26 protein-coding genes, 1 pseudogene and 1 riboswitch are annotated in these 26,885 nt (G+C 45.1%); of the genes and pseudogenes, 8 read left to right on the forward strand and 19 right to left on the reverse strand.

The window, feature by feature from the left end; genetic code table 11:
- Positions 1 to 342 precede the first annotated feature (342 nt).
- On the forward strand, positions 343 to 798 hold the full coding sequence (locus AND4_RS15980; protein WP_009844013.1) for an RNA-binding protein: 456 nt from the start codon (positions 343 to 345) through the stop codon (positions 796 to 798).
- Here AND4_RS15980 and murI read toward each other — a convergent pair.
- Together murI and AND4_RS15990 are read right to left on the reverse strand one after the other, a co-directional pair.
- Positions 761 to 1,567 carry a glutamate racemase gene (murI, locus tag AND4_RS15985; protein ID WP_043991783.1) on the reverse strand — a complete coding sequence of 269 codons (807 nt, stop codon included), beginning with the start codon at positions 1,565 to 1,567 and terminating at the stop codon, positions 761 to 763. The genes AND4_RS15980 and murI overlap by 38 nt on opposite strands.
- 238 nt (positions 1,568 to 1,805) lie before the next feature.
- Positions 1,806 to 3,659, reverse strand: coding sequence for a TonB-dependent receptor (locus AND4_RS15990; RefSeq protein WP_009844015.1), 1,854 nt, complete (start codon positions 3,657 to 3,659; stop codon positions 1,806 to 1,808).
- A 57-nt stretch (positions 3,660 to 3,716) separates the two neighbouring features.
- A riboswitch (cobalamin riboswitch) is annotated at positions 3,717 to 3,919 on the reverse strand.
- A gap of 184 nt (positions 3,920 to 4,103) precedes the next feature.
- Between AND4_RS15990 and trmA the strand changes: the two genes are divergently transcribed.
- The gene (gene trmA / locus AND4_RS15995; RefSeq protein WP_009844016.1) at positions 4,104 to 5,213 is read left to right on the forward strand and encodes a tRNA (uridine(54)-C5)-methyltransferase TrmA; all 1,110 of its coding nucleotides are present in this window, start codon (positions 4,104 to 4,106) and stop codon (positions 5,211 to 5,213) included.
- 64 nt (positions 5,214 to 5,277) lie between these two features.
- Here trmA and AND4_RS16000 read toward each other — a convergent pair whose 3' ends face one another.
- Together AND4_RS16000 and fabR are read right to left on the reverse strand one after the other, a co-directional pair.
- On the reverse strand, positions 5,278 to 5,643 hold the full coding sequence (locus AND4_RS16000; protein ID WP_009844017.1) for a YijD family membrane protein: 366 nt from the start codon (positions 5,641 to 5,643) through the stop codon (positions 5,278 to 5,280).
- The gene (gene fabR / locus AND4_RS16005; protein WP_043991784.1) at positions 5,643 to 6,284 is read right to left on the reverse strand and encodes an HTH-type transcriptional repressor FabR; all 642 of its coding nucleotides are present in this window, start codon (positions 6,282 to 6,284) and stop codon (positions 5,643 to 5,645) included. The genes AND4_RS16000 and fabR overlap by 1 nt, the downstream gene beginning before the upstream one ends.
- A 260-nt stretch (positions 6,285 to 6,544) precedes the next feature.
- Between fabR and sthA the strand changes: the two genes are divergently transcribed.
- Positions 6,545 to 7,975, forward strand: a complete 1,431-nt coding sequence (sthA, locus tag AND4_RS16010; protein WP_083796298.1) for a Si-specific NAD(P)(+) transhydrogenase — start codon at positions 6,545 to 6,547, stop codon at positions 7,973 to 7,975.
- A gap of 82 nt (positions 7,976 to 8,057) precedes the next feature.
- On the opposite strand, the gene dinF is transcribed toward sthA, so the two are convergent.
- The 3 genes and pseudogenes from dinF to lexA form a co-directional block, all read right to left on the reverse strand.
- A complete protein-coding gene (gene dinF, locus AND4_RS16015; protein ID WP_009844020.1) occupies positions 8,058 to 9,404 on the reverse strand; it encodes an MATE family efflux transporter DinF in 1,347 nt (448 codons plus the stop codon).
- A gap of 55 nt (positions 9,405 to 9,459) precedes the next feature.
- On the reverse strand, positions 9,460 to 10,254 hold the full coding sequence (locus AND4_RS16020) for a class I SAM-dependent methyltransferase (RefSeq protein ID WP_009844021.1): 795 nt from the start codon (positions 10,252 to 10,254) through the stop codon (positions 9,460 to 9,462).
- Positions 10,255 to 10,540: 286 nt separating this feature from the next.
- Positions 10,541 to 11,160, reverse strand: a pseudogene (lexA, locus tag AND4_RS16025) (transcriptional repressor LexA).
- Positions 11,161 to 11,517: 357 nt separating this feature from the next.
- On the opposite strand from lexA, the gene plsB reads away from it, so the two are divergent.
- Positions 11,518 to 13,944 (forward strand): glycerol-3-phosphate 1-O-acyltransferase PlsB, encoded by a 2,427-nt coding sequence (plsB, locus tag AND4_RS16030; RefSeq protein ID WP_009844024.1) that lies wholly within the window; start codon positions 11,518 to 11,520, stop codon positions 13,942 to 13,944.
- Between the two features lie 88 nt (positions 13,945 to 14,032).
- On the opposite strand, the gene ubiA is transcribed toward plsB, so the two are convergent.
- Both ubiA and AND4_RS16040 read right to left on the reverse strand, forming a co-directional pair.
- Positions 14,033 to 14,887, reverse strand: coding sequence for a 4-hydroxybenzoate octaprenyltransferase (gene ubiA, locus AND4_RS16035; RefSeq protein WP_009844025.1), 855 nt, complete (start codon positions 14,885 to 14,887; stop codon positions 14,033 to 14,035).
- A complete protein-coding gene (locus AND4_RS16040; protein ID WP_009844026.1) occupies positions 14,888 to 15,427 on the reverse strand; it encodes a chorismate lyase in 540 nt (179 codons plus the stop codon).
- Between the two features lie 153 nt (positions 15,428 to 15,580).
- Here AND4_RS16040 and AND4_RS16045 point away from each other — a divergent pair, with 153 nt between their 5' ends.
- Positions 15,581 to 15,991: a flagellar basal body-associated protein FliL gene (locus tag AND4_RS16045; protein WP_009844027.1), complete on the forward strand. Its 411-nt coding sequence runs from the start codon at positions 15,581 to 15,583 to the stop codon at positions 15,989 to 15,991.
- 85 nt (positions 15,992 to 16,076) lie between these two features.
- On the opposite strand, the gene glpG is transcribed toward AND4_RS16045, so the two are convergent.
- From glpG to ftsY, 6 genes are all read right to left on the reverse strand, one after another.
- Complete coding sequence (glpG, locus tag AND4_RS16050; RefSeq protein WP_009844028.1) at positions 16,077 to 16,916, reverse strand: rhomboid family intramembrane serine protease GlpG; 840 nt, start codon at positions 16,914 to 16,916, stop codon at positions 16,077 to 16,079.
- Entirely contained in the window at positions 16,916 to 17,236 is a 321-nt protein-coding gene (gene glpE / locus AND4_RS16055; RefSeq protein ID WP_009844029.1) for a thiosulfate sulfurtransferase GlpE, read from the reverse strand. The genes glpG and glpE overlap by 1 nt, the downstream gene beginning before the upstream one ends.
- 413 nt (positions 17,237 to 17,649) lie before the next feature.
- Positions 17,650 to 18,507 carry an RNA polymerase sigma factor RpoH gene (gene rpoH / locus AND4_RS16060; RefSeq protein ID WP_009844030.1) on the reverse strand — a complete coding sequence of 286 codons (858 nt, stop codon included), beginning with the start codon at positions 18,505 to 18,507 and terminating at the stop codon, positions 17,650 to 17,652.
- Positions 18,508 to 18,682: 175 nt separating this feature from the next.
- Positions 18,683 to 19,651: a permease-like cell division protein FtsX gene (gene ftsX / locus AND4_RS16065; RefSeq protein ID WP_009844031.1), complete on the reverse strand. Its 969-nt coding sequence runs from the start codon at positions 19,649 to 19,651 to the stop codon at positions 18,683 to 18,685.
- Positions 19,641 to 20,315, reverse strand: coding sequence for a cell division ATP-binding protein FtsE (gene ftsE, locus AND4_RS16070; protein WP_009844032.1), 675 nt, complete (start codon positions 20,313 to 20,315; stop codon positions 19,641 to 19,643). Before ftsE ends, ftsX begins: the two co-directional genes overlap by 11 nt.
- Before the next feature lie 22 nt (positions 20,316 to 20,337).
- Positions 20,338 to 21,570 (reverse strand): signal recognition particle-docking protein FtsY, encoded by a 1,233-nt coding sequence (gene ftsY / locus AND4_RS16075; protein WP_009844033.1) that lies wholly within the window; start codon positions 21,568 to 21,570, stop codon positions 20,338 to 20,340.
- 223 nt (positions 21,571 to 21,793) lie between these two features.
- On the opposite strand from ftsY, the gene rsmD reads away from it, so the two are divergent.
- A complete protein-coding gene (gene rsmD / locus AND4_RS16080; protein ID WP_009844034.1) occupies positions 21,794 to 22,414 on the forward strand; it encodes a 16S rRNA (guanine(966)-N(2))-methyltransferase RsmD in 621 nt (206 codons plus the stop codon).
- A gap of 4 nt (positions 22,415 to 22,418) precedes the next feature.
- On the forward strand, positions 22,419 to 22,685 hold the full coding sequence (locus AND4_RS16085) for a DUF1145 domain-containing protein (RefSeq protein WP_005430368.1): 267 nt from the start codon (positions 22,419 to 22,421) through the stop codon (positions 22,683 to 22,685).
- 63 nt (positions 22,686 to 22,748) lie between these two features.
- On the opposite strand, the gene AND4_RS16090 is transcribed toward AND4_RS16085, so the two are convergent.
- From AND4_RS16090 to AND4_RS16100, 3 genes are all read right to left on the reverse strand, one after another.
- A complete protein-coding gene (locus AND4_RS16090) occupies positions 22,749 to 23,333 on the reverse strand; it encodes a YhgN family NAAT transporter (RefSeq protein ID WP_009844035.1) in 585 nt (194 codons plus the stop codon).
- A 72-nt stretch (positions 23,334 to 23,405) separates the two neighbouring features.
- Positions 23,406 to 24,026, reverse strand: coding sequence for a lysoplasmalogenase family protein (locus tag AND4_RS16095; protein WP_009844036.1), 621 nt, complete (start codon positions 24,024 to 24,026; stop codon positions 23,406 to 23,408).
- Positions 24,027 to 25,052: 1,026 nt separating this feature from the next.
- Positions 25,053 to 25,418, reverse strand: a complete 366-nt coding sequence (locus AND4_RS16100) for a hypothetical protein (RefSeq protein ID WP_009844038.1) — start codon at positions 25,416 to 25,418, stop codon at positions 25,053 to 25,055.
- 241 nt (positions 25,419 to 25,659) lie between these two features.
- On the opposite strand from AND4_RS16100, the gene AND4_RS16105 reads away from it, so the two are divergent.
- The gene (locus AND4_RS16105) at positions 25,660 to 25,989 is read left to right on the forward strand and encodes a DUF2500 domain-containing protein (protein ID WP_009844039.1); all 330 of its coding nucleotides are present in this window, start codon (positions 25,660 to 25,662) and stop codon (positions 25,987 to 25,989) included.
- 1 nt (position 25,990) lies between these two features.
- On the opposite strand, the gene AND4_RS16110 is transcribed toward AND4_RS16105, so the two are convergent.
- Positions 25,991 to 26,885 (reverse strand): acyltransferase (locus tag AND4_RS16110; protein ID WP_009844040.1); only part of this gene is annotated, 895 nt, incomplete at its 5' end.

A 26,885-nucleotide genomic window follows, 5' to 3' on the forward strand; every position in this document is an offset into this window, starting at 1 on the left:
CCGTCGTTAGGGGTGCATACTTTACTTTGCACCGTGAGAGAGTCAAGCGTTTTTTTTCAAAATCTTTTTCTCTCTTCTCGACTCACTGTGTGACTTTCGCCTCACATTGTGTCGGTGGATGCGCAGTATAGGGCGTAGAGGAATTAGCGCAACCTTTTTTTTTAAAAAAAACATCAAGTGCTCGCTAATTCATCAAATGCATTATATCTGCATATTTCTTCGTCACATTTGAGACATATCACAGCAATTGGTTGGAAAAAAACCAACCATATACGTAAGATTCATGTGTCTATATTGTTAATGGGTAGACACTCTCTTTATCATCAATATGTAGTAATTAAAATGACGTCTAAAAAAAATCTGACTTTATGTACTGGGTTGGCGGTCGTTGGGGGAATCATCTTCTCTCAGTTACCGATACCACCTGCCTTGAGCTTTATCATCGGTGTTATCGCTACTGCTCTTCTTTTTTCATCTTCTAGCAAGGCACCTGTTCTTCAATCTTCGGATTCCGAGCCTTCGACTAAAACTTTGTATGTTGGCAATCTTCCTTACAAGGCTAATGAGAGTCACGTTCGTGATTTATTTGCTGAGTATGGGCAGGTCTTCGCGGTACGCTTAATGAAAGATAAGCGCACTGGTAAAAGAAGAGGGTTTGGTTTCGTAGTAATGGCTGCAGAAGATGCCAAACCAGCTATCGCTAAACTTAATGAGAAGGAGTATATGGATCGTACGCTTAAAGTTCGTATTGCAAACGACCCTAAGCATCCGGATGAAGGTAAACCTGAACAGGATTAAATCCTAGGTTTGCTAAACATGCATTCAGTGCATCTTCTTGCCAAGGAGATGCACTAGCATAAATTTTCTTACTTCCTTCCTCGGCAGTTTCTTGCTCTTTATCACTGGCGAGTAGTGCTCTCACTCGACGAGCGATGGCTTTACCAGAATCAATTAACATGACGTCACCACCCAATGCTTGATGTATTTCGTCTTTAATTAAAGGAAAGTGAGTGCACCCGAGCACTGCTACGTCTACTTTATGACGCAATGGGAGAAGAATGCTTTCCAGTTCTGGTATATGAATAATCTGACCGCGTAGCTTTTCTTCCGCCATGTCCACTAAGCGAGTCGACCCTAATAACTCAACAGGTTTTCCTTGAGCAAAATCGCGGATCAGTTCACGGGTATATTGGCGAGTCACTGTCGCTGGTGTGGCAATTAACCCAACCCCTTGAGAAGCAAGTAACGATGCAGGCTTGATAGCGGGAACAACACCGACAACAGGTATGGCTAGGTTTGCGCGCAATGATGGTAGTACGATGGTGCTTGCGGTATTGCAGGCGATAACCACGATGTCAGCCTGATGCTCTTCAACCAATGCCGCCACCAGCGTATTGACACGATTGATTAGCACGTCATGCTCGAGCTCACCGTATGGATAAGCTTCGTTATCGAACAAATACAAGTAATCCATGTGCGGCAGAAGTCGATGGATTTCTTGGAAGACTGATAACCCTCCGACACCGGAATCAAACACTAGGACTTTTTTCTTACTTGATGCTCGCACGAGTCTTACCTGCAAATTAGAGATTCGCCGATCATACTGGTTAGATTTGTTTTGGCAATGCTTTGACTTGGTATCTTTGATGGCTAAATTACTCCCCTATTTTTACTTCAAGCTTAGTTAATACTATATGCCCTTGAAATAAAGAGGTTGGAGTTGCCCTCCCTCATTACCTATTTCCGCCTAATCCTTAACTCAGCATAAAAAAAGACCGCCGATAAGGCGATCTTGTCAGATTCCATTAGAAGCGGTAATCGGCCGAGAGAAAATACTGACGTCCTGGGGGCGCATACTCTAAATACATTTCGTAATCCTTATCGAACGCATTACTTAGCTTCGTACTGATGTCCCAGTTTGAGCTTATTGCATAAGAAGCGGTAAAGTTCCACAAACTATAACTCGGCAACCTAGTGCTGCCACTAAAGCGTTCTCCTTGGTATAGGTACTGAGAACCCAATGTCCATTGATCAAACGTTGCGTAAGCATTCCACTTAGCACCACGTTTAGAGCGGTAAGCCAGTTGAGTATCTTCTGGGCCAGATTTATCAACGGGATCTTTGTAATCTAGGTAAAACTCATGAGAAACGATATCTGTATCGAATTTAACCTCGAGTTCTACGCCTTTAATTTCTGCTTCGCCGACATTTTGCATGCCCGCACCTTTCCAGATCAGCATATTCTCAATTTGGTTGTGGTAACCCGTTAGCGTCCAATCAACAATCGATATCCCCCCTGATAACGACAGCTCTGTATTTTCTGATTCTTCTGGTTTTAGGTTTGGCATTTCGTAACCTGGAAAATACAGATCAACAAAGCTCGGGGCACGAAAGGCTGTACCGTGACTTAGCGTCAACTCATAACCTCGGTAAAACTTCCAGCCTGCTGCGGTTTGCCAAGTAGCATCGTTGCCAAATTGGTTGTTATCGTCATTACGCACACTGGCCTCTAACGTCCATACATCATTAGCGTATTGGGCAATTGCGCTGACACCAAAGTTAGTTCTTGGATTCTTTTCTGGATCGTAGTCTTTAGCTGGTCCCCAGTCATTTGCTGCAATATGACCATTAGCTAGCTTCTCGGTACGGTAATCCAAGCCACCACCAATACTCAGCACTTTACTAACGCTGTACGAGTTCAACCAAATCGCATTAAACTGTTCAATGGCAATGTGATCACCAATGGATTTACTTTGATCAGCCTTGTAGTCGAAGTTGTCTTGTTGACCATAAGCCAATTTCAATTCAGAAGAATACAAGTCTTTACTGTATTCCAACGACAGATCGGCACCGACATACTCAACTTCACCAGTTTTTTTCTCATAACCACTCCAAATACTACTGTTGTCGTATTCGAACTCGTTACTGTAAGCACTCATTCCAACATAACCTGATAAGTTATCAGAAAAATTTTGTTGGTAACCGAGTTTAAGGTTGAGCGTTTCAAAGCCGTGCTCATCACCGTCATTCACACCCGGCACAGGTTTCACGTTAAAACCGTCCGTTTTCTCGTAACCTAGAACGCCTTTGAAGTGTTTATCTTCACCCACTGGCTTGGAAACAACAAAAATCCCCTTCTTGTGGTTATCCGACCCATACCCCGCAGAGACGCGACTTGCATCATTATCAATGTTCGCTCGGGTAATAATGTTGATAACGCCTGAAATCGCTTCCGAACCATAAATAGAAGCCCGCGCCCCACGAATATAGTCGATACGTTCTACTGCATTAATGGGAAACTGGCTAAAATCGACACCGCCCATGCTCGCTCGAGGGACGCGAACACCATCCACCAAAACAAGCACTTGGGACGAACTGCCACCTCGGACAAATAGGGAGGCGCTTTGTCCACGCCCACCGCTCTGGGCAACTTCAACACTCGGTAGCGTACGAAATACATCAAACAGGCTATTTGCTTGTAATCGATCAATATCTTCTTTAGTGACCGTAACGGTTTGTGCGAGGACCGCACCATCAATTTGCTCAAATCGGTTTGCGGTGACCACAACCGTTTCGTCTGCAGAGGCTTCTTGGGCTTGTAAATAAAAGGTAGGTGAAAATAGCGATGCACACGTGATCGCAAGAGACGTTTTTCTCATTGTATTGTCCTAAATCGCGTAATTCCTGCTGAGCCCCGCTCATATTGAGCAGTCCAGTGCCGTGGCTCAGTTGCTGGCTGGTATTCGGACTTAAGAGCGAGGTTTACACCGCCTACTTGCTCGACTTCCCACATAAACTTATGCAGTGTCTTGATGAACGTTCGTTCTCTTTTACCGCTGCGCGTCAGTTCTGGATTTTCACCAGATTCCCATTTCAGCCATCTAGATTGCTAGATAGCACCAACTTGGAGCAAATACTATTAAGCTATGGATTATTTGTCCAGCCAATATTTATCCTGACAATTGTAACGATTTGGTTCATCGGCATCTCAACTGACACAGAACCCACTATCTTTAGATCAATTGAGGTACAAAACTGGACATCCTATTGAGATTGAATAAAATCTGCGCTCTTAAATTGAATGCACCATAAAAGGTAAGATCATGGCTACTCTTGATGTAAACCCACAACGCTACCAAGAACAACTGGCTGAAAAAGTTGAACGTCTGAACAATATGTTCGCGCCATACAAGGTGCCAGAACTGGAAGTGTTTGAATCACCAGAGCAGCACTACCGTATGCGTGCTGAGTTCCGCGTTTGGCATGAAGGTGAAGACCTTTACTACATCATGTTCAACCAAGAAACTCGTGAGAAATACCGCGTTGACCAATTCCCTGCGGCAAGTCGCCTGATCAACGACCTAATGCCACTCTTGGTCGATGCGATGAAAGACAATGAGTCCCTGCGTCGCAAACTGTTTCAAGTGGATTTTCTATCGACTCTAAGTGGCGAGATTCTGGTTTCACTGCTTTACCATCGTCAGCTTGACGAGCAATGGATTGAAAACGCAAGAGCATTGAAGCAGCGTTTAAATGATGAAGGCTTTAACCTGAACATCATTGGTCGGGCGCGTAAAATGAAGATTGTCCTAGACCGCGACTTCGTAATTGAAAAATTAGATGTAAATGGTCAAAGCTACACCTACCAACAAGTTGAAAACAGCTTCACTCAACCAAACGGTAAAGTGGCAGAGAAGATGCTGGAATGGGCGGTTGACTGCACTCAAGAAAGTACTGGCGACCTTCTAGAGCTCTACTGCGGTAACGGTAACTTCTCTCTAGCGCTGGCGCAAAACTTCGATCGCGTTCTAGCCACAGAATTGGCGAAACCTTCTGTTGTCTCTGCACAATACAATATTGCAGCGAACGAGATTGATAACGTACAAATCCTACGTCTATCCGCAGAAGAGTTTACCCAAGCAATCGAGGGTAAGCGAGAATTCCGCCGCCTACAAGAAGCAGGGGTCGATCTGAAGAGCTACAACTGCAACACGATTTTTGTCGATCCACCACGTGCGGGTATGGACGTGGACACGTGTAAGATGGTGCAAGGTTACGAGCGAATCATGTATATCTCTTGTAACCCAGAAACACTAAAAGAGAACTTGGACATGCTGTGCGAAACACACAAGGTGACACGTTTCGCTCTGTTCGACCAATTCCCTTACACGCACCACATGGAAGCCGGTGTACTGTTGGAACGCAAAGCGTAATCCACCAGCGTCAGACATAAAAAAGCGAGCTCAGTGGCTCGCTTTTTTGTTGGATTCATTTAGCTTATTCAAGCGTGGTTTTCTTTTCCATAAAGCCCAGCTTTTTTCCAACCCAAGCCAACAGCACCATGGATACTAGGATCGCGAAGAAATTAGACCCAGCTTCTGGGAATTGCGCTTTGATAAACGCTGAGTGGCCAAATGCCCCCACAAAGAAACACGCCAGACCAACGAGTGGGATATCTTCTGATACAGGGTTATGAAGATATTCTTGGTATAACGCCTGCAAGGCTAGCACGAGTGCAATCAGAGGAAAGATGGAAAAAGAAACTTCGCTCATGGTCAACCATGACAACAAAGCATCACCACACATACCTGCAACCAGTGCCAATATCAGCGTTTTCTTTTCAGATTTATTTCCATTCGACATTATTCTATCCCGCCTTTTAATCGGTTACGTTCACGTTCTTTGCGATACCAATAGGCCCCTTTGGCTATCATTCGCAATTGCATGATCAATCGCTCGGCGAGTTCATCGCGCTCACGTCGATCTAAATCTAACACTTCTGCACCAGAACTAAATACCAAAGTAACCGAGGCCTCAGCTTGCGTAAACGCCTCTTCTTTGGTCATGCCTGTGCTCATTAAGTACTCGGTTAATTCTGCCGCAAAATGTTGAATTTCTCGAGCGACGGCAGTACGAAATTCAGAAGAAGTGCCAGAGCGCTCACGCAACAATAAGCGGAAAACGTTAGGACTACTTTCAATGAATTCCATAAAGGTTTCAACTGAAGTTCGAATCACACTGCCTTCTTTGACAATACGCTGACGTGCTTGACGCATCAATTGACGTAACAGTAAACCGCCTTCATCAACCATAGTTAAGCCCAGCTCATCCATATCTTTAAAGTGACGATAAAAAGAAGTGGGTGCAATGCCTGCCTCTCGGGCGACCTCTCGCAAGCTGAGATTGGAAAAACTGCGATCTGCACTAAGTTGATTAAATGCCGCATCGATCAACGAACGACGTGTTTTTTCTTTTTGCTGCGCGCGGATTCCCATCGATTTCATTCTTTGACTTGCTCTTTTCTGTTGGGTTCGAGAGCTTCAATATAACGTATATCACCCCCACGTATAAAGCGACGTTATCTACCGATAAGCGGTGAGAACGTTACTATCTGCATGCATCTGATTGCAATATCCTCACCTCAAATAGTCGACATACTGCATGCCAATTGGTTCTTTTGGTCAATTCTGCGTGATCGTATCCACTCTATGGTCGGCGTGACATACTCCCAATAGAGTAAATGAGTTAGAATCCCGCCACAGCAATGTTAAGCAAATATAACAAGGAAGACATCATGGCGCATACTAATCACTATGACGTGATCGTAATTGGTAGTGGTCCTGGCGGTGAAGGGGCTGCCATGGGGCTGGCCAAAGCCGGATTCAATGTCGCTATCGTAGAAAAAGAAAGCAGTGTTGGTGGTGGTTGTACGCACTGGGGAACCATACCATCCAAAGCCTTGCGTCACGCGGTTAGCCGTATCATCGAATTCAATAGCAACCCACTGTTTTGTGGTAATAACACCAGCCTCCATGCCACGTTTTCTGACATTTTGGGTCATGCAACGTCGGTAATAGACAAACAAACTCGACTTCGTCAGGGCTTTTACGACCGCAACGCATGCACACTGTTGTTTGGCACGGCGCGCTTTCTCGATAAATACTCTATCGCGGTAATGCAAAGTGACGGTACAGAAGAAGTGTACACGGCCGATAAGTTTGTTATCGCCACTGGCTCTCGTCCTTATCAGCCAAATGACGTCGATTTCTTGCACGAACGCGTCTACGACAGTGATTCGATCTTGAGCTTACAACACGACCCTCGCCACATCATCATCTACGGTGCGGGCGTGATTGGCTGTGAGTATGCATCGATTTTCCGTGGCTTAGGTGTCAAAACCGATCTGATTAATACTCGTGACCGCCTGCTTTCTTTCCTAGATAACGAAGTGTCAGATGCGCTGTCGTACCATTTCTGGAACAGTGGCGTGGTCATTCGTAACGACGAAACCTACGAAAAAATCGAAGGCACTGAAGATGGCGTCATCGTCCACCTGAAATCTGGCAAGAAAATGAAAGCAGATTGCCTACTGTACGCCAACGGTCGAACAGGTAACACGGACAAGCTCAACCTATCAGCCATTGGGCTAGAAAGCGACTCACGTGGGCAGCTTAAAGTGGACAGTAACTACCGCAGTAAAGTTGAGCACATCTATGCGGTAGGTGATGTGATTGGTTACCCGAGCCTCGCAAGTGCTGCGTATGACCAAGGCCGTTTCGTGGCACAAGCCATTACTAAAGGACAGGCAGACGGTTATCTGATTGATGATATCCCAACGGGCATCTACACCATTCCAGAAATCAGCTCAGTAGGCAAAACTGAGCAAGAGCTGACAGCGGCGAAAATACCCTACGAAGTGGGACGTACCTCATTCAAGCATTTAGCTCGTGCGCAGATTGCAGGTAAAGACATCGGCAGTTTGAAAATCCTCTTCCATCGTGAAACCAAAGAGATTCTTGGCATTCACTGCTTTGGTGAGCGTGCTGCGGAAATCATCCATATCGGTCAAGCTATCATGGAACAAAAAGGCGAAGCGAATACGATTGAATATTTCGTGAATACCACCTTTAACTATCCGACCATGGCAGAGGCGTATCGCGTTGCAGCACTGAACGGGTTAAACCGATTATTCTAATTCGATTGGGTTGCCATGATCCAAAAGCTAAAACAGCAGGTTTCGACCTGCTGTTTTTTATGTGTTACGAACGTTATCTGTGTTACGAAGCGAGAAAGCTTCCTTTGCGCCATTGATAGCAAAAGATAGCTCCGAGCCCAATTCCTCTCATCGCCATAAAACTGATCATCGCAAACCACAATGCATGATTTTGCCAATCAGAGAACAACAAGAAAATTGCGAAGAAGCAGCAAGTCGCCACAAACATGCTGTTGCGCATATCCTTGCCTTTGGTCGCACCAACAAAAATACCATCCAACAAAAAACACCACATTGATGCCAATGGCATGACCACCAACCATGGAAGATACACTGAAGCTTGCTGCTGCACAGCTTTAATCGAAGTGATCATCGCGATCAGATGCGATCCCGCCAAACCAAAGGTGGCAGTCAGGCCTAAACAGATGATCAGACTCCAGAAAAAGGTCCCCATTAATGAGGCGCTGAGTTGCGCTCGGTCTTTGGCACCAACCGCTTTGCCGACCATGGCTTCCATCGCATAAGCAAATCCATCCATACCATAGGAAATCATCATCAAGAAACTCATCAATACTGCATTAGCGGCCACCACATCATCACCAAAGCTTGCCCCTTGAAAAGTCATAAAGCTGAACGTGGCTTGCAAGCACAGAGAACGTAAAAAAATATCGCGGTTAAGCTTTATAAACCGCCCTAGCCCATGTTGAGACGCGCTTAGCAGGCGCATCGGAGATGGTAACTGACGTACTCGCCATGTTTTCCATACGCACATCAAGCCAAACACCATGCCTGAAAAGTCTGCAATGACTGACGCTAGTGCCGCGCCTTCAACTTTCCAATCCAAGCCAATTACGAATAAGACATCAAGTGCGATATTAGTCAAGTTAGTGATGAACACCATCCACATTGGTGCTTTGCCGTTTTGCGTTCCGAGCAGCCACCCCAACAACACAAAGTTCATTAACGCGGCAGGGGCACTCCACACTCGGATAGAGAAATATTGCATACCGTAGTGCTTGACTTCAGCGCTAGCATCACTCCAGCCAAATATCAGATCCGCAATCGGGTTGTGGGCAACCAGAAAGACCAACGCAAACAGCAATGCCATGAGTGAGCCTTGCATAAACACCAAAGCGAGTTGTGTTCGGTCTTCACCGCCATAGGACTGTGCTGCCAACCCTGTTGTCGACATACGTAGGAAGCCAAGTAACCAAAATGTCACGCTTATCATGGTACTGCCCAACGCAACGCCACCCAAATACCAAGCGTGTTCAAGGTGACCGATCACCGCAGCGTCAACCAGACCTAATAGTGGAACCGTAATATTCGACAGCACCATAGGGATAGCGAGCGCTAACACTTGGCGATGCACTTGAGGATTTGATAAAGGGGAGAAAATAGAATTTGTCACAGGCACCTCATTGTTTAGAACAGCGAGTGTACCTGAGTGTTCAATGCCTATCCAATTACCACTTGATGTGAACGAGGACAGGTGTGAGGCGATGCTTCAACATTGGGATTTTATTCAACCAACGCTGCCATGCTTTCCAGCGAGCACAGAATCGGTCGAATGGTGAAAAGGCTTTTACCCACTGTGCCCATGGTAACCAATGAAGCACTTGCTCTGCTGATGCCTCAAAACCATGCGCATACGTATCCGATCCAAGTTTCTGCCCCCATTTGCTTTCGGTTAAATCTCCCGCTAGCACCATGCACACTTCTGCCGAAACAAAATGACGCCCCAACGTTTGGATGAAGGTGGCAACACGTGATTCATTGCAGTCAAGTAACGCCATTTCACACAGGATCAATACTGGCACTTTCTCAGGAATACGCAGGTCATTGAGCCAGTTCATGTCCTCAACGCTGCCACATCGATGTTCGTAACGTTCGTTTTTATGGAACAACCGCTGACGCCAAAGCAGGTTCTCAGTGACATCTAACTCAATCCAGTGGCAACGACCATTGTCCAAACGGTAGAAACGCGTATCTAAACCTGCACCGACATTAATAACCCAAGCATCTGAGTGTTGCTGAAGAAAGTGACTGACCTGCTGATCGCACAACTGAGTTAGAGTCACGTGCAACAGTTGCTTCTGATCAACGTCACCGCTAATGCAGTCGGGTGCCATCTTACAGCTCAAGCAAGCTTTTGCAGCGATTGGATCGTACACCAAACCATTGTCGACCAAGCTTTCACGGCTGCGTAAAAACAACGGTTTCAATAGATGATTAGGAACGTGATGTTGCAGCTTGGACATGGGGCATTTCCTTACACCAAAAAGAAAATGAGTAAATGAAACTAGATGATAATAAATCTCAATATCACTTGCAAGTTTTACTGCACAAGTCAGAGTTCTAATTCAGTACGAATATCATATCAATCACTGTCAGCAGTGATCTGAATGGGCACAAGAAAATGCTTGAGCACAGAATAATAAATTAATTACAAAACAGAAGCTTGACTGAACAACAAAAAATAGAAGCCACAGAAAACACAAACCCCAGCAGATAGCTGGGCTTTGTCAGAACACTGAGGTAAGAAGATTACAGCCAATCAGTGTTACGGATGATGCCAACCGCCAACCCCTCGATTGTCAGATGTTGCGATGTAAGATCGACTTGGATTGGTGAAAACTCTTCGTTTTCTGCGTGCAGTAGTACCGAAGAGCCTTTACGCTCTAGACGCTTCACTGTCACATCGTCATCAACACGTGCCACCACAACTTGACCGTCACGCACATCTTGGGTTTTGTGCACGGCGAGTAAATCGCCATCCATAATACCAATGTCTTTCATACTTTCGCCATTTACGCGAAGTAGGAAATCGGCTTTTGGTTTGAACATGGCAGATCCACTTGATAGTGAGATTCAACATGCTCTTGAGCCAAAATCGGCTCACCTGCTGCAACTTGACCAATCAAAGGTAAACCTTGATCGTCGTTTACCGCATCGGTAAGAAGGATTCGGATCCCACGAGATGCGCCTGGTATAATTTCAATTGCTTGCTTGCGAGCAAGCGCTTTTAGATGTTCTTCTGCAGCATTTGCAGAGCGGAAGCCAAGCTCACGCGCAATCTCAGCACGAGTTGGTGGCATTCCGGTGTCTTCAATTTTGCTTTTTATCAAATCGAAGACTTGTTGTTGGCGTGGCGTTAACGGCTTCATATGTCACCTGTCTTTTTATACAGTTAACTGTGAGTATATCCAGTAAATGATCAAATGGAAACCCAATTGGTTGTTTTTTAATTTATTTGCGCCAGACTCACCACCCGCTGTCGAACATTCATTTTCAATGCGCAACAGTCAGACCGTCTAATGAGCGAAACACTGCAAGGATTTGACTCATTTTCACTCAATAAAATTAAAAGGTTTGACCAGTTTCTGGTATCCTTGTTGGCCTTAAAATTTATCGCCTAGGCTTATTTCCACAGCCATATCTATTTTCTTTCCAATTCAAGAAAGGAAAGCGGATGCAGAAATAAGGTTGGGCTTGTTTGAACACCTATTGAGGCTGTGAACTTTATGTCTTCTGGACGATCATTTTCACGTTCATTACTAAAACTACCTTTATCGGTAATGGTAAAGGGCACCACAATCCCATCGAACCCGATTGACGATCTCAATATCGACCTCGCAAAACCGATTGTGTACGCCCTACCGTTTCGCTCGAACGTGGATTTGCTAACACTACAAAAACAAGCGTTAAGCCTTGGTCTACCAGACCCGCTTAGCCCGCTAGAAATCAATAGCAAAAAGCTGGCCCGCTACGTTTTTATTGCCTCTCGTCCAACGGTGATGAGCAATGATAACGACGTACCAAGAGAGTCGGTTTCTCTATTTACTGAATTACTTGAGCTGCACAAACTCGACAGCGAGCTAGATGTACAAATGATCCCTGCAGCCGTACTTTGGGGTCGTAAACCAGGTAAAGAAGAAAACTGTAAGCCATATCTGCAACCTATGAACGGCCCGCAAAAAGCCAAAGCGGTAATGGCAGCAGGTCGTGACTGTTTGGTGCGCTTTAGCCCAGTTGTCTCACTGCGTTACATGGCAGACTCTCACGGTACCGACAGCGCCATTGCTCATAAGCTAGCGCGCGTAGCACGTATCCACTTTTCTCGTCAAAAGCTTGCGGCATCGGGACCGAACCTACCTCAACGCCAAGTGCTTTTTGCACGCTTAATGAAATCACCTGCGATTGAAAAAGCAATTGAAGACGAGGCAAAAAGTAAAAACATTTCCATCGAGAAGGCACGCAAAGAAGCGCGCAACATCATGGATGAGATTGCGGCAGACTTCTCCTATAACTTGGTCAAGAACGGCGACCGTCTGCTTGGTTGGTTGTGGACTAAATTATATCAAGGTCTGCACATCAACAATGCATCGACCGTTCGCCGCTTAGCGCAGGATGGTCATGAAATCGTGTATGTGCCATGCCACCGCAGTCACATGGATTACCTGCTGCTCTCTTACGTTTTGTACCATGAAGGCATGGTTCCGCCGCACATTGCTGCAGGCATTAACCTAAACTTCTTCCCAGCGGGCCCAATCTTCCGTCGCGGCGGCGCGTTCTTTATTCGTCGTAGCTTTAAAGGCAACAAGCTGTACTCAACCATTTTCCGTGAGTACCTAGCAGAGTTGTTCGCTAAAGGTTATTCGGTAGAATACTTCAGTGAAGGTGGCCGTTCGCGCACAGGTCGCCTACTGCAAGCGAAAACTGGCATGCTGGCCATGACAATTCAAGCCATGCTGCGCGGCCTAAACCGTCCTGTCACGTTAGTGCCTGTTTACATAGGTTACGAGCACGTAATGGAAGTGGGCACTTACGCCAAAGAGCTTCGCGGTTCACGCAAAGAGAAAGAGAATGCGGGTCTTGTGCTGCGTACTCTGCGTAAGCTGCGCAATTTTGGTCTTGGTTACGTCAACTTCGGTGAGCCGATTCAGCTCAACCAATACCTGAACGAGCATGCACCAGAATGGACTAAAGACATCGACCACATGGGCGGCAGCAAACCACAATGGATGACTCCTGTGGTAAACGGTCTGGCAAACAAGATGATGACGCACATCAATGATGCAGCAGCGACTAACGCTCTTACTCTTTGTGCGACGGCGCTATTGGCATCTCGTCAGCGTGCATTATCTCGTGACTCTCTGATCAATCAAATTGAGTGTTACTTGAAACTGCTCACCAACAACCCATACTCAAGCACTTCAACCGTGCCAACAAAAAGTGCTGAAGAATTGGTGGATCACGCGATTTCACTTGATAAGTTTGTGATTGAAACCGACACCATGGGTGACATCATTTCGCTGGACCGTAGCCAGTCGATTCTGATGACTTACTACCGCAACAACATCATTCACATGTTCGCACTCCCTTCACTGATTGCTCAGATAATTATTCGTCAGCGCAGCGTCACTGTAGAGAAAATCCAAGAGGACGTCGCTCAAATCTACCCATTCCTGAAAAAAGAGCTGTTTCTGAGCTTTAAGGAAGAGGAGTTGAATGAGTTGGTTATCAAAATCTTGAGTGAGTTCATTGACCAGAAAATGGTCTGCCAAGACGGTGAAAAGTTGGAAATCAACCAATCAAACAACCAATCTTTGGTTCTGTTGGGTCGCACTATCACTGAAACACTTCAGCGCTACTCTATCGCGATGAATCTACTCGTCGCGAATCAAGAACTGGGTAAATCTGACCTTGAGAAGAAGAGTCAAGACATTGCGCAGCGTCTAGGTCGTCTGCACGGTATCAATGCCCCCGAGTTCTTCGACAAAGGCGTGTTTGCCGCAATGTTCAATACACTGAAAGAGCAGCAATACCTAGACTGTGACGGCAACTGTGATCTTGAGAAGACGCAGCAATTCGCCAAACTGCTATTTACCTTGCTTTACCCAGAAGTAAAATTAACCATTGAAGAGAGTATCCATCAGCTGCAAGCGTAATTCACTTAAGCTCGATATTCATCTCGACAAAAAACAAAAGGCATCCAATTGGATGCCTTTTTTCTATCTGAACGTTAACACAGAGCCGTTACCAGAAAGCGATAAGTAGACCGACCGCTATCACCATTCCTACATAATTGTTATTTAGGAAGGCTTTGAAACACAAGTCGCGCTCTCGATGGCGAATTAAGTGCTGCTGGTACACAAACAAAGAAGCTGCTACCAAAATCGTCCAGTAATAACTCTGTCCTAGGCCGTAGTGTTGGCCAAGCAAAACCAACATTGCCAACGTCATCAGCTGCAAAGCGCCAATGGCTAATTTATCATAACGCCCAAACAAGATAGCCGTCGATTTAATGCCAATCTTTAAATCATCATCACGATCAACCATCGCATATTGAGTATCGTAGGCAATGGTCCACAAGGCGTTAATCGCAAACACAAACCATACAATCCAAGGCAGTTCCCCCGTTTGTGCCGCCCACGCCATCGGAATCGCCCAACTAAAAGCTAAGCCTAAAAACAGCTGTGGCAGATGGGTATAACGCTTCATAAATGGATAGATGAACGCTAAAAAGATGCCTGTAAAAGAGAGTTTAATCGTCAGTGGGTTCATGGTCAGCACTAATAAGAAAGCACTGATACCCAAAACGAGAAACAGGCCTATTGCCTCTTTCGAGGTCACTTTACCCGATGGCAAAGGGCGTTGCTTAGTCCGTTTCACATGCCCATCGACTTTACGGTCAGCAAAATCGTTAATCACACAACCGGCGCTACGCATTAAGAACACACCCAAAACAAACACCACAAGCACATTCCAACTCGGCAAGCCTTGAGCGGCGATCACAAGTGCCCAAACCGTCGGCCACAATAACAACAGTGAACCAATTGGGCGGTCCATTCGCATCAGTTGCCAATATGCTTTGGCTTTTTCTGCGGACATTTACACCTTCTCCTTTGCGTAAACCGGTGAGTGACTCAGGAACAACTCAGCAACCAGCATAGGTTTATGATTCATCCATAGTCTTGAACGTCGCGCTAAAAGGCGCCCCTGGGGCAGATTAATCCATCCCATTTGCAAAGCATCACGTTCAACGTTATCGGCGCTAAATACCGTTAAGCCAAGCGGGATATCTCCTTGTTGAGCTAAATCATATTGTTGATCGACCAACGTTGAACGAGGAATAAGTGTACGGCCAATGACCCAATCCGTATTGTCACCACACAAAACCACTTCTCTGAGAAGGCAATCTTGCTCGGACAATAGCTGGCTTTCATCCTGTGTTAACGTCTTTGCAGTGACGATCTGGTTGTGCAGCAATTCCACGGTCAAGGATTGGCAATGCTGACCTAAACGACGTGACAAAGAGCCCTGTTCTTCAAGCCAATGCTTAGCGAATTCATTTGGGAATTCAAAATCTTCGGGGTTTTGCCACTCTACTTCCAATAAAGAAGTAAGGTAGAGTGATATTGGCTGATTCATACTAGTATTCAATTGGGGGCTTTATGCGTACAATAAAGCAACAACTTACCGTCTTATTGAAACTGCAAGTTCCGTTATGTGTTTTAGACGGGCTATTGTATCAAGACTGAAGCGATTCGAATATCGCGATCCAAAGAAAGAAAAGTTAAAAATATGTACAAACGTTATATAGCCCAAATTATTTTCGCGCTAAGCCTGCTTATTTCTGCACCAAGTTGGGCCGAATCAGAACAAACAGCACCTAAGTTAGCCTACTTCACACTAGAACCCGATTTGACCACGAACTTCTACACCAAAGGAAATCAATTGGGTTACGTCCAAGTTCGTATTGACATCATGGTGATGAGTCAACAAGACCTTGCCGTTGTCGAGCACCACCAACCGCTGATTCGTGATGCTATTATTGAGCTTTTGGGTAAACAAACCGAAGATACGATTAAATCTTTATCTGGCCGTGAAGATCTGCGTAAAACTTTAGTGAAAGAGCTCAATGAAACCTTACTGCCAGAAACTGGCAAAACCATCATTGCCGATTTGCTGTTTACCAAATACCTTTACCAATAGTACTCACAATCAACAAATTTAGACAAATAAACGAAAGACCGCCGTTTGGCGGTCTTTTGGTAGAGAGCCATGAGTCATAGCCTCATCAGGCTTTTTGGTATTTCTGTTTACCTGAATCAAACAGTGCGATCGCCATACCAGAAAGCAATCCAACCAAATGCGCGGTATTGGCAATCGCCAGAAACGGTTGAAAAAAGCCCAACGCTAACCACACCAACATAAAGCCAATCATGGGTTTAGGCAGTGTTAAGCCAAGATGCGGACAACGGTAACCAAGAATCCACAGGTAACCAAGTAAAGCATAAACCACGCCAGACAAGCCGCCGAAGTTCGCTCCTTCCACATAAAACTGACCTGCACCAGATAATGCCGCAGAGATAAAGAATATTTGCAGTAACTTACCGGAACTTAAGCGACGCTCGATATCACCGCCTAATTGCCACCACCACAATAGGTTAAAGACGATGTGGGTAACAGAGAAATGCAACAAGGCATGACTTATCCAACGCCAAAGTTGCCACTGTTGTCCTTCAAAAGCAGGGAAATGTAAGACTGAAAACACGCCATCGCCAAAGCCGAACATCTGCAGAAAGTAGATAACCACACACACAAGCATGACCAACAAAGTGACCGGCCCCGCTTTCGCTTTCAGCATGCCCATAATGCTCGGACTGGAGTAATGAAATTGACTCTTACGAGTATCGGCAACGTCCCACGAGGCGGCGCTGTATTTCACAGCAGAAGGATCAGCTAAAAACTGCTTTAACTCGGCTTCGACTTCGACTTCATGCTGTATGTCCATCAACCAAAGTGCAAATTGCCCCTCACCTTCCGGCATCATTTGAATATTAATGTGGCGTGATGCCATGTAATCAATAAAGGCTTGCGCCATACGTGGATTATTTAACGTTACCAATCTTTTCATTAGCTGCTCACTATCGGTAGTTCTGCTCGTTGCCAGGCTTCAAAGCCACCATCCACACTGTACACCTGTTCGAAGCCTTGGTTAACCAAATATTGCGCCGCCCCTTGACTGCTGATGCCGTGATAGCACATCACTAGGATTGGTTGTTCGAATTCCACGTCGTTCATGAAAGAGACGATGGAATCATTGGTCAAATGGAAAGCGGATTGGGCATGAGCAACAGCAAAAGATTGAGGATCCCGAATGTCTACAAGCTTTGCTTCACTTTGCTCGAGCAATACTTGAGCGCCCTTTACATCGATGTGTTGAAACTGGTCCATTTACTCTCTCTCAGTCATTGTCGTTATTGGCGTCATTGTAACCTATCCAAAGCCAAACTTAGACACAGAGATAGTCAGGGCATTCTGCACTGTATATATTCCGATCAGTTGTGGGTAACTCTGTGGATTGCGTTGATAAAGTGTGTAGGGATCATTTGATCCACAATATGTAGTAATGATCTTGATCTAACTGTGTGTATATTTACAACTATCCCCAAGAGGAGAAGGGTATCAAAGCCTTATTTCGTCCGGCTTTCGAACAGTTGATGAATAATTACCTCACAGAGTTATGCACAGGCAGCGCAGATAATTTGGATCGCCAATGCTATCGATTTTCGATCGAACACAAAAAAGCCGAGATCGGATGATCTCGGCTTTCTATAAAATCTTATTTTAGATATTAGAAGCGAACGTTAGAACTCACCAACAGCGAGTTTTAGCTTCTTCATTGCATTCTTTTCTAGCTGTCGAATACGCTCGGCAGAAACACCAAATTCATCCGCTAGGTCTTGCAGTGTTGATTTGTCATCATCTAACCAACGAGAACGCACAATACGCTGACTACGCTCATCTAAACTTGCCAATGCGTGCCCAAGTCTGTTGTTGGTATGTGCTTCCCAGTTTGCCGCTTCAATGTTGTCCGCTACATCCGATGATTTGTCTTCCAAGTAAACCATTGGCGCTGTGTACGAGTTTGAATTGTCGTCATCGTCCATTGGCATATCGAATGTGGAGTCCACTGCCGCCAAACGCGATTCCATCTCACGCACTTCTGAAGGTTCTACCCCTAACTCACGAGCAACGGTTTCAACCTCACCGTTATTAAACCAGCCGAGGCGCTTCTTCGACTTGCGTAGATTGAAGAACAGTTTACGTTGTGCTTTGGTCGTCGCAACCTTAACGATGCGCCAATTACGCAATACATATTCATGGATCTCAGCTTTGATCCAATGAACAGCGAACGATACCAAACGTACACCAACCTCAGGGTTGAAACGCTTGACTGCTTTCATTAAGCCGATGTTGCCCTCTTGCACTAAGTCCGCCATCGGCAAACCATAGCCTGAGTAGCCACGAGCAACGTGAACAACAAACCTCAGGTGTGACAATATCAGGCCTTTCGCCGCGTCAATTTCACCTTTGTAGTGTAATCGCTCTGCAAGCCCACGCTCTTCGTCTGCTGTCAGCATTGGGTAGCTGTTCGCAGAACGGATATAGCTATCAAGGCTATCTTGCGTGACTAGAGCCATCGAATACGCTTCTTTTGTCATTCAGTTCCTCATCAATCTCTGATCTGGAGTATTACATTGCAATTTAGCTCGGCCATCTTGAACCCAAAATGAACAAGTTTCAAGAAGGGGGAGTAATTATCCATAAACAAATTGGCTAAACAAGAGATAAAAATTGGCTCGTGCTTATAAATGCCAACTATAAGACCTCTATCACCTAAACTGGTTCAATTTCTTTCAAGTGACGTTGCGCGGAAATTCGTGCAGCGATGCAACCCAGTAAACTACCAGTAATAATAAGTAGTAGAGATTCATCCCAACTCAGCCCTATCAAACGAAATTGGCTATCGTAGAGCGAGGCCAACTGCTCAACGGCACTGTTCATCACAACCGTGATCAACGCCGTGACCAACCATGCAATGCACGCTCCGAGTACACCGAACCACATACCTGTGTACAGGTAAGGACGCAGAATAAAGCTGTCAGTCGCACCTATCAGCTTCATAGTTTGAATCTCTTCTTTGTTCGCCAGCACATTGAAACGCAGTGTGTTGCCGACGATCAAAAATACCGCACCCAGCATTAGAATTGTCAGAGTGATGACAATGATACCAGCAAGGGTTTTGATGGCATCCAGACGTGCTAGCCAGTCTTCATCAAGTCTAACATCCGTCACATCCTGTTGGTCAGTTACTTTCTCGGCAATTGATCGAATATCACTCTTCACTTCTGAGTCGGGTGTTATCACTAGTACGCCAGGTAATGCGTATCCACTGAGTAGGCTCAATGCTTGGTCAAAGCCAGCATATTGGCTCAGGTCAGATAGTCCTTGTTGCGGCGAAATGTATTCCACCTTTTTGACTAATGGCCATGTCTCAATCTGATCTTTTAACACCATTACACGTGCATCAGGCATACCTTCGGATAAGTAAGCACTTACTTGCGATGGTGATGCGACATCTTGGGCTGCGCTCGCTACATTTTTACCCAGCAAGTACAAGCACGCAGGCATGGCTAAAGCGACTGAGATCACGGCTAGGGTTAAAATATTACCCAAAGGTCGACGCCATAATGCAGCGAAGGAAGCTTTAGCTTGTTGTGCGTGGACAGAGAAAAAACCATCGGTATTTGCACGCTTGGCACTGCGACCTTGTCCTTTCTTTTGGGTGCGCTTGTTACCTACCATAGTCTTCTACCTCACTTAGGAAGCCTTGGTTCAATTCAAAATGGCGATATTGCGGGCGAGTATTGACCAATCCAACATCATGCGTCGCAAGAAGAATCGTTACACCTGCACGGTTAAATTCTTCAAACAATCGCAATACACGGTTAGACAATTCTGGATCTAAATTCCCCGTTGGCTCATCCGCCACCAGTAAGGTTGGCCGGTTGACCACAGCTCGCGCAATACCAACACGTTGCTGTTCTCCCCCTGAGAGTTGACTTGGTAAACAACGCGCTTTGTCCAGTAAACCTGTTTTATCCAATGCGGCAGAGACACGGCGTTTGATTTCGTTTTCTGAAATCGATTCGATGCGCATCGGCAACGCGACATTATCGAACACACTGCGATCCATTAATAAACGGTGATCTTGGAAAACTATCCCGATATTGCGACGTAAAAATGGAATATCTTTATTTGAGATACGCGTGATGTCGTGGCCATTGAAATGGATTTTGCCATCGGTCGGTCGCTCTATTGCACATATCAGTTTCAACAAGGTACTTTTACCTGCCCCGGAGTGCCCACCTAAAAACGCCATTTCTCCGCGCCGAAGGTGAAAGTCGACTTTCTGTAAGGCTTGCCGACCACCTCGGTAAGCTTTGCTCACTTGCTGAAATTTGATCACCGTTGATTTCCTCTAACTCTTATCACTCTTCACGACTAAACAGAGCGTCAATGAACTCTTGAGTTTCAAATGGACGCAAGTCATCAATACCCTCGCCTACACCAATGTAGCGAATTGGGATTTCGAACTGATCAGCGATAGCGAAGATCACGCCGCCTTTCGCTGTACCATCCAGCTTAGTCAATGTAATCCCGGTTAGAGGGGCGACATCACTGAAAAGTTTCGCTTGGCTAATCGCATTTTGGCCTGTACCTGCGTCTAGCGTCAGCATGATCTCGTGTGGGGCAGAGTCATCAATCTTCTTCATCACACGAACAATCTTTCGTAGCTCTTCCATCAAGTTAGCTTTGTTTTGTAGACGACCCGCAGTATCGGCAATCACCACATCGACACCACGCGCTTTTGCCGCTTCAATTGCATCAAAGATAACCGAAGCACTGTCAGCGCCAGTGTGCTGAGCAATCACAGGGACGTTATTACGTTCACCCCACACTTGTAGCTGCTCAACCGCTGCGGCACGGAAAGTATCGCCCGCCGCAAGCATAACTTTCTTACCTTGGTTTTGGAATTGCTTCGCCAGCTTACCGATTGTGGTGGTTTTACCCACACCGTTTACGCCGACCATCAAGATAACGTAAGGGGTTTTGCTGCTGTCGATTTCAAGAGGCTGTTCGACTTTCGCCAGAATTTCTGCCATCTCTTCTTTCAGCAGACCGTAAAGTGCTTCGCCATCTTTAAGATCGCCACGAGAGGCTTTTTCAGTCAGGTTATTGATGATTTTTGTCGTGGTTTCCATACCCACATCAGCAATCAGCAGTTGTTCTTCAAGTTCTTCGAAAAGGTCATCGTCAATCTTCTTACCGCTGAACAAGCCAAAGAAGCCCGCACCAATGTTTGCTTTTGTACGACTTAGGCTGCGCTTGAGGCGAGCAAAGAAACTCTCGGTTGGTTTCTCTTGCTCTTGAACGCGAGGCTTCACTGGTGCTTCTGCTTCTGCTTCTGCTTCTGCTTCTGCTTCTGCTTCTGCTTCTGCTGGGACAGCCTCGGCCATCTCCGGCTCAACTGCAACCGCTGTTTTTTCTTCTGCTTGATCGGCAATGTCTTCTGTTGGCTGTTGCTCGGCAGCAGACTCGTCCACTGCGTCCTCTTTTACTAATTCTTCTTTTACTGATTCTTCAATTGTCGGTTTTTGGCTTTGCTCTTCATCACCAAAACCAAGCCACGAAAGTAATCCGCGCTTCTTTTTTTCCGTCATCTGGGGCTATCCTAGATTGTCTTCTTATCTATTAATGACTCTTTTCTGACAATAATATTAACTTTACAGAAAAGGCGAATGACAAAGTTGTGAAAACTTTCCAACTAGGTAAATCTAATCTTATTAGTGTTACACTCTGTCATCTTAAATATTCTGGGCTGTATCCGAGCTCAAAGCTTGGGCGATTGGGTATAGTATCACTTTATTAGCGGTCAAAAAATCTATGGTAAGACGTCGCCAGCAAAACTCTTCACAAAACAAGCCAACAACGGGCTTTGTACGCATTATTAGTGGTTTATGGAGAGGCAGAAAGCTCCCTGTTCATGATGCAGAAGGCCTACGCCCAACCACGGATCGCGTAAAAGAAACCCTATTTAACTGGTTAGCTCAAGATGTGCCGCAGGCGAAGTGTCTCGACTTGTTCGCCGGCTCAGGTGGTTTAGGCTTTGAATCCGCTTCGCGCCAAGCCGAGCAAGTGACCATGATTGAACTTAACCCACAAGCATTTCAGCAACTGCAAAAGAACGTCGCATCTTTGAATGCCAACAACATTCAAATCGTGAACACCGATGCGATCCACTTTTTGCAGCAACCGGGTACGCCTCACCACGTAGTATTCATCGATCCGCCGTTCCGCAAAGGATTATTGGATGAAACCGTGACCTTGCTGGAGCAAAACGGCTGGCTTGCTGAAGATGCGATGATTTATATTGAAACTGAAAAAGAGCTAAGCATAGCTGGACTACCAGAAAACTGGCACCTGCACCGCGAGAAAACCGCAGGTCAAGTGAGTTACCGCTTATATGAACGCTCACCAGCTCAAAGCCTCAATTTAAAAGGATAGTGAAATGAAAGCATTATTGATACTGGCTAAAGCAGCCATCGCCTTTGTCTGGTTCGTATTAATCCTCAACTTCTTTATGCCATTCCCGGGCAAAGCAGCGATTGCGCTGTACATCATGACCGCTTTCTTATTCATCATGCACGGTTTGCAAATGGCGATCTTCATCGGCGCGTTTGGTGACAAAATTAAGATGAGCACATGGGAAAAGTACTCAATTTTGATTTTTGGTATTTTTGCTCTTCTCGATATTCGTCGTAAGCACATGATGTAAAAAGACAGACAAACGAGAGCCGCTCACAAAAGCGGCTTTTTTGTATCATTCGATAGGCAAAACTTACCCCATGTAGCTCTTCACGCCATCAAGAAACATTTGGGTAGAAATCATCACCAACAGCAACCCCATCAAACGCTCAATCGCTTTCAGGCCGCGCTCTCCCAAAATGCGGTGGAAGAAACTGTAAAACATCAAAATGAAGAAAGTTGCGCCCCAAGCAATCAACACAGCCGCAGACAGCTCCATAATCTTGTCTGGATACTGAGAAGAGAGCAAAAGCAGCGCAGCAATCACCGATGGTCCTGCAATCATAGGGATGGCCATCGGCACAATAAACGGTTCTTCACCTGCGGCCAACCCGGTAATACTGCCAGCACTTGGGAAGATCATCTTAATCGCGATGATAAACAGAATGATACCGCCAGAAATACTCAAGGTCTCAGGTTGAACATGAAGGAAGTTCATGATGCTCTGTCCTGCGAATAAAAACAGCATCAGAATCACCAAGGCAAAAATGAGCTCACGTATCAGAACTTTTCGGCGACGCTTCGCATCTAAATGTTTGAGAATAGAGAGTACAATCGGCAAGTTACCGAGTGGATCCATAATAAGAAACAGCATGGTGGCTGCGGAAAGAATGTCCATGTTCTGACCTCGACAGAAAGATTTACGGCCAATTTATGTAATGGGACGACTGAAGGCTTGTTTTGATACAAGCTAATAAATGATAGAGGCAACAATTAATGCATGAGCTAAAAAATAACTGCCACTCACCCAGACATAGGCGTGTTTCATCGGTTTACGATAGCCATGTATCGCGTAAGCTAGAGCGGAAAATATCATCACTAGGGTACCACTAAATCCAAGAGCATTGGCAAAGCTAGGCACTTGTAACCACACCTCCCCCGCGGCCCACGCCAGTTGAACTAGCATGATACCCATGATCACGACAGGGAAGACCATCGAATCCAATTGCGGTAATAAGAGGAAAAACGCCACAATACTCGCAGCTAGAAGCAAGGCCAGCAACCACCAAACAATGTCACCATTGAGTTGGACCCAAAACGATTTGCTATAGCAGATTTGTGCTAGGAGATAACCCACAAAATAAAGTGGTTTACGAGATTTAAACGAATGAAGGCTATCCGCAAACATCGACACCACAAGACCGCCAACGATCCAGTATGTATGCGGTGCTAACGAACCTTCGGTCATTGCCAAGATCAGTAACAATAGCAGAGTCAAGATTTTAAATGTTAAAGACTGCATTGGACTGGACTGTTTCGCCCCCAACACGGAATACATCCCCGATAGCCCTATCGCTAACCAACTCCACATGCCAATACACCTTTCACCTAATCTCGTCGCTAGTCTAGGTAGACCAATCTTGATGTAAAGGCATAATCCATGAAAGTTGGATCTTGATAGCGAATCGTAACATTTTGTTGATGCAACATCCGCAATTACTGGTTACCGCTCCTCTATCAATCTTTGAGTTCAGCTATCCAGTCATCGGTATTATCAACAACCTGTCCAAAAGGCCTCACGATTAGACATTGGAAAATAAACCTCCAATTTGTCTACCATGACACCATCATGAACAAATAACCCACATAAAACCTAAATCCACCTCATCAGACCTCTAAGACCGGAAAACAGTGACTTCATGACAATACAAATGCCTGCTAGAGCAGAGATTATGCAATATGAAAATTCAAAAAGCTAAGATTAAGTAACTGATATAATTACACATCAGCGCATACAAGCACACAAACAACTAGAAAAATGAACTTCGGCAGCCTAGGTTAAATCTAAGCTCTTTTGATACCGAGGTTTCTCATTTACTGGCGAAGATTAGACCAGATAGACATCCATCCGTGCAAGTAACTCTAGAAAAATCCAATTTTTCTCAACTTTTGAGAAATTCAGCAAAAATGGCCCACCAACTCTAACACAGAAACAAGTAACACTATTTAACCATAAAAACACCCATATTTAACCCATAAAAATCATAACCTTAAAACAAATTAGAAGAAAAAAACCACAAGTAGAACATTTAAAGAACAGCTCAAAAAACACAGTTTCATTGGTCAATATTGGGCTAAAAACCTAAAGTTAAGTGCATATTTTGAAAACTTTTAAGCTTTAAAGTTGATCAAAGCCTAAAAACAGTGCTATATTATTTACATCAAGTTCATCAAAGATTTTAGGGGTAGTGTTATGATTTCTTCTTCTCAAAAACAAGGACTGGTAATGATTGCAGTGGTTGTTGGCTTAATGACGCTACCAATGATGTACTAAGTTACTGTTTAAAATAAAAAAGGGACGCTTTCGCGTCCCTTTTTTATTATTTATTTTTATCACCTACAAATGCCTTACTAAAATATCCCAGTGCATGTAGTAAAAGCCAAGTGCAGCGAGTGTAATCAAGGTCATTAACAAAATCGCCACTCGCCAAATAAAGCGTGAACTTCTCGGTGTTAGCTCCTTCTCACAGGCATCACATGCTGCTAAGAAACCTTTTCGATCATCCAGCTTATAGTCCTCTTCGTGGACAACCTTATTGCGCACGGTTGCAATAAATCGCAGTTTAGCAACAACATCATGCGGTAGACGCTCCTCACAACTGGTGATCAGTTGGTGTAACCCTTTCCCTTCAGCATGGTATTGCGTACGCAGAAGTTTTTCGATCGTTCGGGTACGTATGACTACGCTCTCAATGTCTGACATCGTAACCCTCCTTACTGACACTGACTTTTGTTTGTAAGCCTATTCTTCTATAAATTTAGAACTTTTTCGAGCGACACAAGGCTAATTTCCTTTCAAAATGTGCTCTTTAACGCATATAAAATGTGAAGTGCGCCGAATTAAATCAACGATGCTTTTGTTTGATCACGAATAATACATCTCAACTCGTCGTTTGATCAGGGAGTTCTGTAAAATAAGCACCAATGAAACATTGGAGGTTATCATGCCAATCCCACTTATTTTGGCTCTGTTCGCTCTGATTGCGCTTGGCGCTTGGGCATTTTTCCACTTCTACAGCAAACATTACTTTGGTGAGGATGCACCTGAACAGAACGCTCAAGTGACTATCTTAGACAAGCAAGCAATAGAAGTGCCGGATGCCAAGCCTGGTCAAGACGACCTTGAGTATTGGATTTATGTACAACGCGGGGCAATTGGGCCAAAACGCGAATTTCAAATCGGTGTACACTATTATCACTCGCTGAACCCTGGTGATAAAGGCACACTGACCTACCGTGGCGATAAGTTCTTGCACTTCGCCCTAAACCGCTAATTTACGGCAACAACCAGCGAGTCTTGGCGGACTTAGAGAAAAGATAGCTCATTGCCAAGGCTCCAACACCACTCAATATAACCCACACAGGGATCACCCATCCAGGATGTCCTTGGTGCCAATCAAACGCTTTCATCGGCCACAGGAAAATCGGGTGAAGTAGATAAATACCTAAACTATGCTGGCTGATCAAGCTCACCACTTTTTGTGCTTTTGGCGCCAGATCCTCACCAAAATAACGACACAGCATAAAAATCATCGACGCTGCAAGAATCACATTCAGAGTTTTGTATGATAACCAGCGCCCTATTGTGTACTTGTCGGCTGCTAAACTATTGCTTACGACCATCGCAAAGGTGATAACCAATGCCATCAGACCTAATACAGTAAACCCAGTGACAACCGAACGATTAAGTGGGACTTTCTTAAATAGCACATAGCCGAGTGGTAAATAACCCATGTAAAGCCAATATTGATTACTCCACGGCCCATCAATCCTGAGCAAAAATAGAGTACTGCTGAGCAACCAAACCATCAGGTACGCATAGAGGACACTGTCATCACAATTACGCACTGCCCATTGAAACAACGGAATCACAAAATAGAGAGGAATAAAGTAATAGAAAAAACCCAGATGGTAGTAGGTTGCATGATGCAAACTGTTGCTCACCACTTCTTCAACGGTTGTCATGTCAAAACCTTGAGCCGTCCAACCTGACAAATACGCATAAAATATCGACCAAACTAAAAAAGGCACCAACACTTTACCTAAACGCTGTTTTACGTAGTACTTGGCATCAAAAGGGCGCGTATCACTTAGCATCAAAGCACCCGTAATCAAAATAAAGACCGGCACCGCCCAACGAGTGAGGCTATTGATACCAATCGCTGTTGCC

It is taken from the genome of Vibrio sp. AND4 (genome assembly GCF_000171815.1).
Taxonomy (GTDB): Bacteria; Pseudomonadota; Gammaproteobacteria; order Enterobacterales; family Vibrionaceae; genus Vibrio.

What these genes read in the sequence shown, in the direction of transcription:
- AND4_RS16020 (WP_009844021.1), bottom strand. Translation starts at nt 10,254, where the DNA reads ATGTCCAAGCTGCAACATCACGTTCCTAATCATCTATTGAAACCGTTG.
- glpG (WP_009844028.1), bottom strand. Translation starts at nt 16,916, where the DNA reads ATGAAAAGATTGGTAACGTTAAATAATCCACGTATGGCGCAAGCCTTT.
- AND4_RS16105 (WP_009844039.1), top strand. Translation starts at nt 25,660, where the DNA reads ATGCCAATCCCACTTATTTTGGCTCTGTTCGCTCTGATTGCGCTTGGC.
- AND4_RS16100 (WP_009844038.1), bottom strand. Translation starts at nt 25,418, where the DNA reads ATGTCAGACATTGAGAGCGTAGTCATACGTACCCGAACGATCGAAAAA.
- ftsY (WP_009844033.1), bottom strand. Translation starts at nt 21,570, where the DNA reads ATGACGGAAAAAAAGAAGCGCGGATTACTTTCGTGGCTTGGTTTTGGT.
- ubiA (WP_009844025.1), bottom strand. Translation starts at nt 14,887, where the DNA reads ATGTCCGCAGAAAAAGCCAAAGCATATTGGCAACTGATGCGAATGGAC.
- glpE (WP_009844029.1), bottom strand. Translation starts at nt 17,236, where the DNA reads ATGGACCAGTTTCAACACATCGATGTAAAGGGCGCTCAAGTATTGCTC.
- AND4_RS15980 (WP_009844013.1), top strand. Translation starts at nt 343, where the DNA reads ATGACGTCTAAAAAAAATCTGACTTTATGTACTGGGTTGGCGGTCGTT.
- AND4_RS16095 (WP_009844036.1), bottom strand. Translation starts at nt 24,026, where the DNA reads ATGTGGAGTTGGTTAGCGATAGGGCTATCGGGGATGTATTCCGTGTTG.
- AND4_RS16085 (WP_005430368.1), top strand. Translation starts at nt 22,419, where the DNA reads ATGAAAGCATTATTGATACTGGCTAAAGCAGCCATCGCCTTTGTCTGG.
- AND4_RS15990 (WP_009844015.1), bottom strand. Translation starts at nt 3,659, where the DNA reads ATGAGAAAAACGTCTCTTGCGATCACGTGTGCATCGCTATTTTCACCT.
- AND4_RS16040 (WP_009844026.1), bottom strand. Translation starts at nt 15,427, where the DNA reads ATGAATCAGCCAATATCACTCTACCTTACTTCTTTATTGGAAGTAGAG.
- rpoH (WP_009844030.1), bottom strand. Translation starts at nt 18,507, where the DNA reads ATGACAAAAGAAGCGTATTCGATGGCTCTAGTCACGCAAGATAGCCTT.
- sthA (WP_083796298.1), top strand. Translation starts at nt 6,545, where the DNA reads ATGTTAAGCAAATATAACAAGGAAGACATCATGGCGCATACTAATCAC.
- trmA (WP_009844016.1), top strand. Translation starts at nt 4,104, where the DNA reads ATGGCTACTCTTGATGTAAACCCACAACGCTACCAAGAACAACTGGCT.
- ftsX (WP_009844031.1), bottom strand. Translation starts at nt 19,651, where the DNA reads ATGGTAGGTAACAAGCGCACCCAAAAGAAAGGACAAGGTCGCAGTGCC.
- AND4_RS16045 (WP_009844027.1), top strand. Translation starts at nt 15,581, where the DNA reads ATGTACAAACGTTATATAGCCCAAATTATTTTCGCGCTAAGCCTGCTT.
- AND4_RS16000 (WP_009844017.1), bottom strand. Translation starts at nt 5,643, where the DNA reads ATGTCGAATGGAAATAAATCTGAAAAGAAAACGCTGATATTGGCACTG.
- AND4_RS16090 (WP_009844035.1), bottom strand. Translation starts at nt 23,333, where the DNA reads ATGGACATTCTTTCCGCAGCCACCATGCTGTTTCTTATTATGGATCCA.
- fabR (WP_043991784.1), bottom strand. Translation starts at nt 6,284, where the DNA reads ATGAAATCGATGGGAATCCGCGCGCAGCAAAAAGAAAAAACACGTCGT.
- rsmD (WP_009844034.1), top strand. Translation starts at nt 21,794, where the DNA reads ATGGTAAGACGTCGCCAGCAAAACTCTTCACAAAACAAGCCAACAACG.
- plsB (WP_009844024.1), top strand. Translation starts at nt 11,518, where the DNA reads ATGTCTTCTGGACGATCATTTTCACGTTCATTACTAAAACTACCTTTA.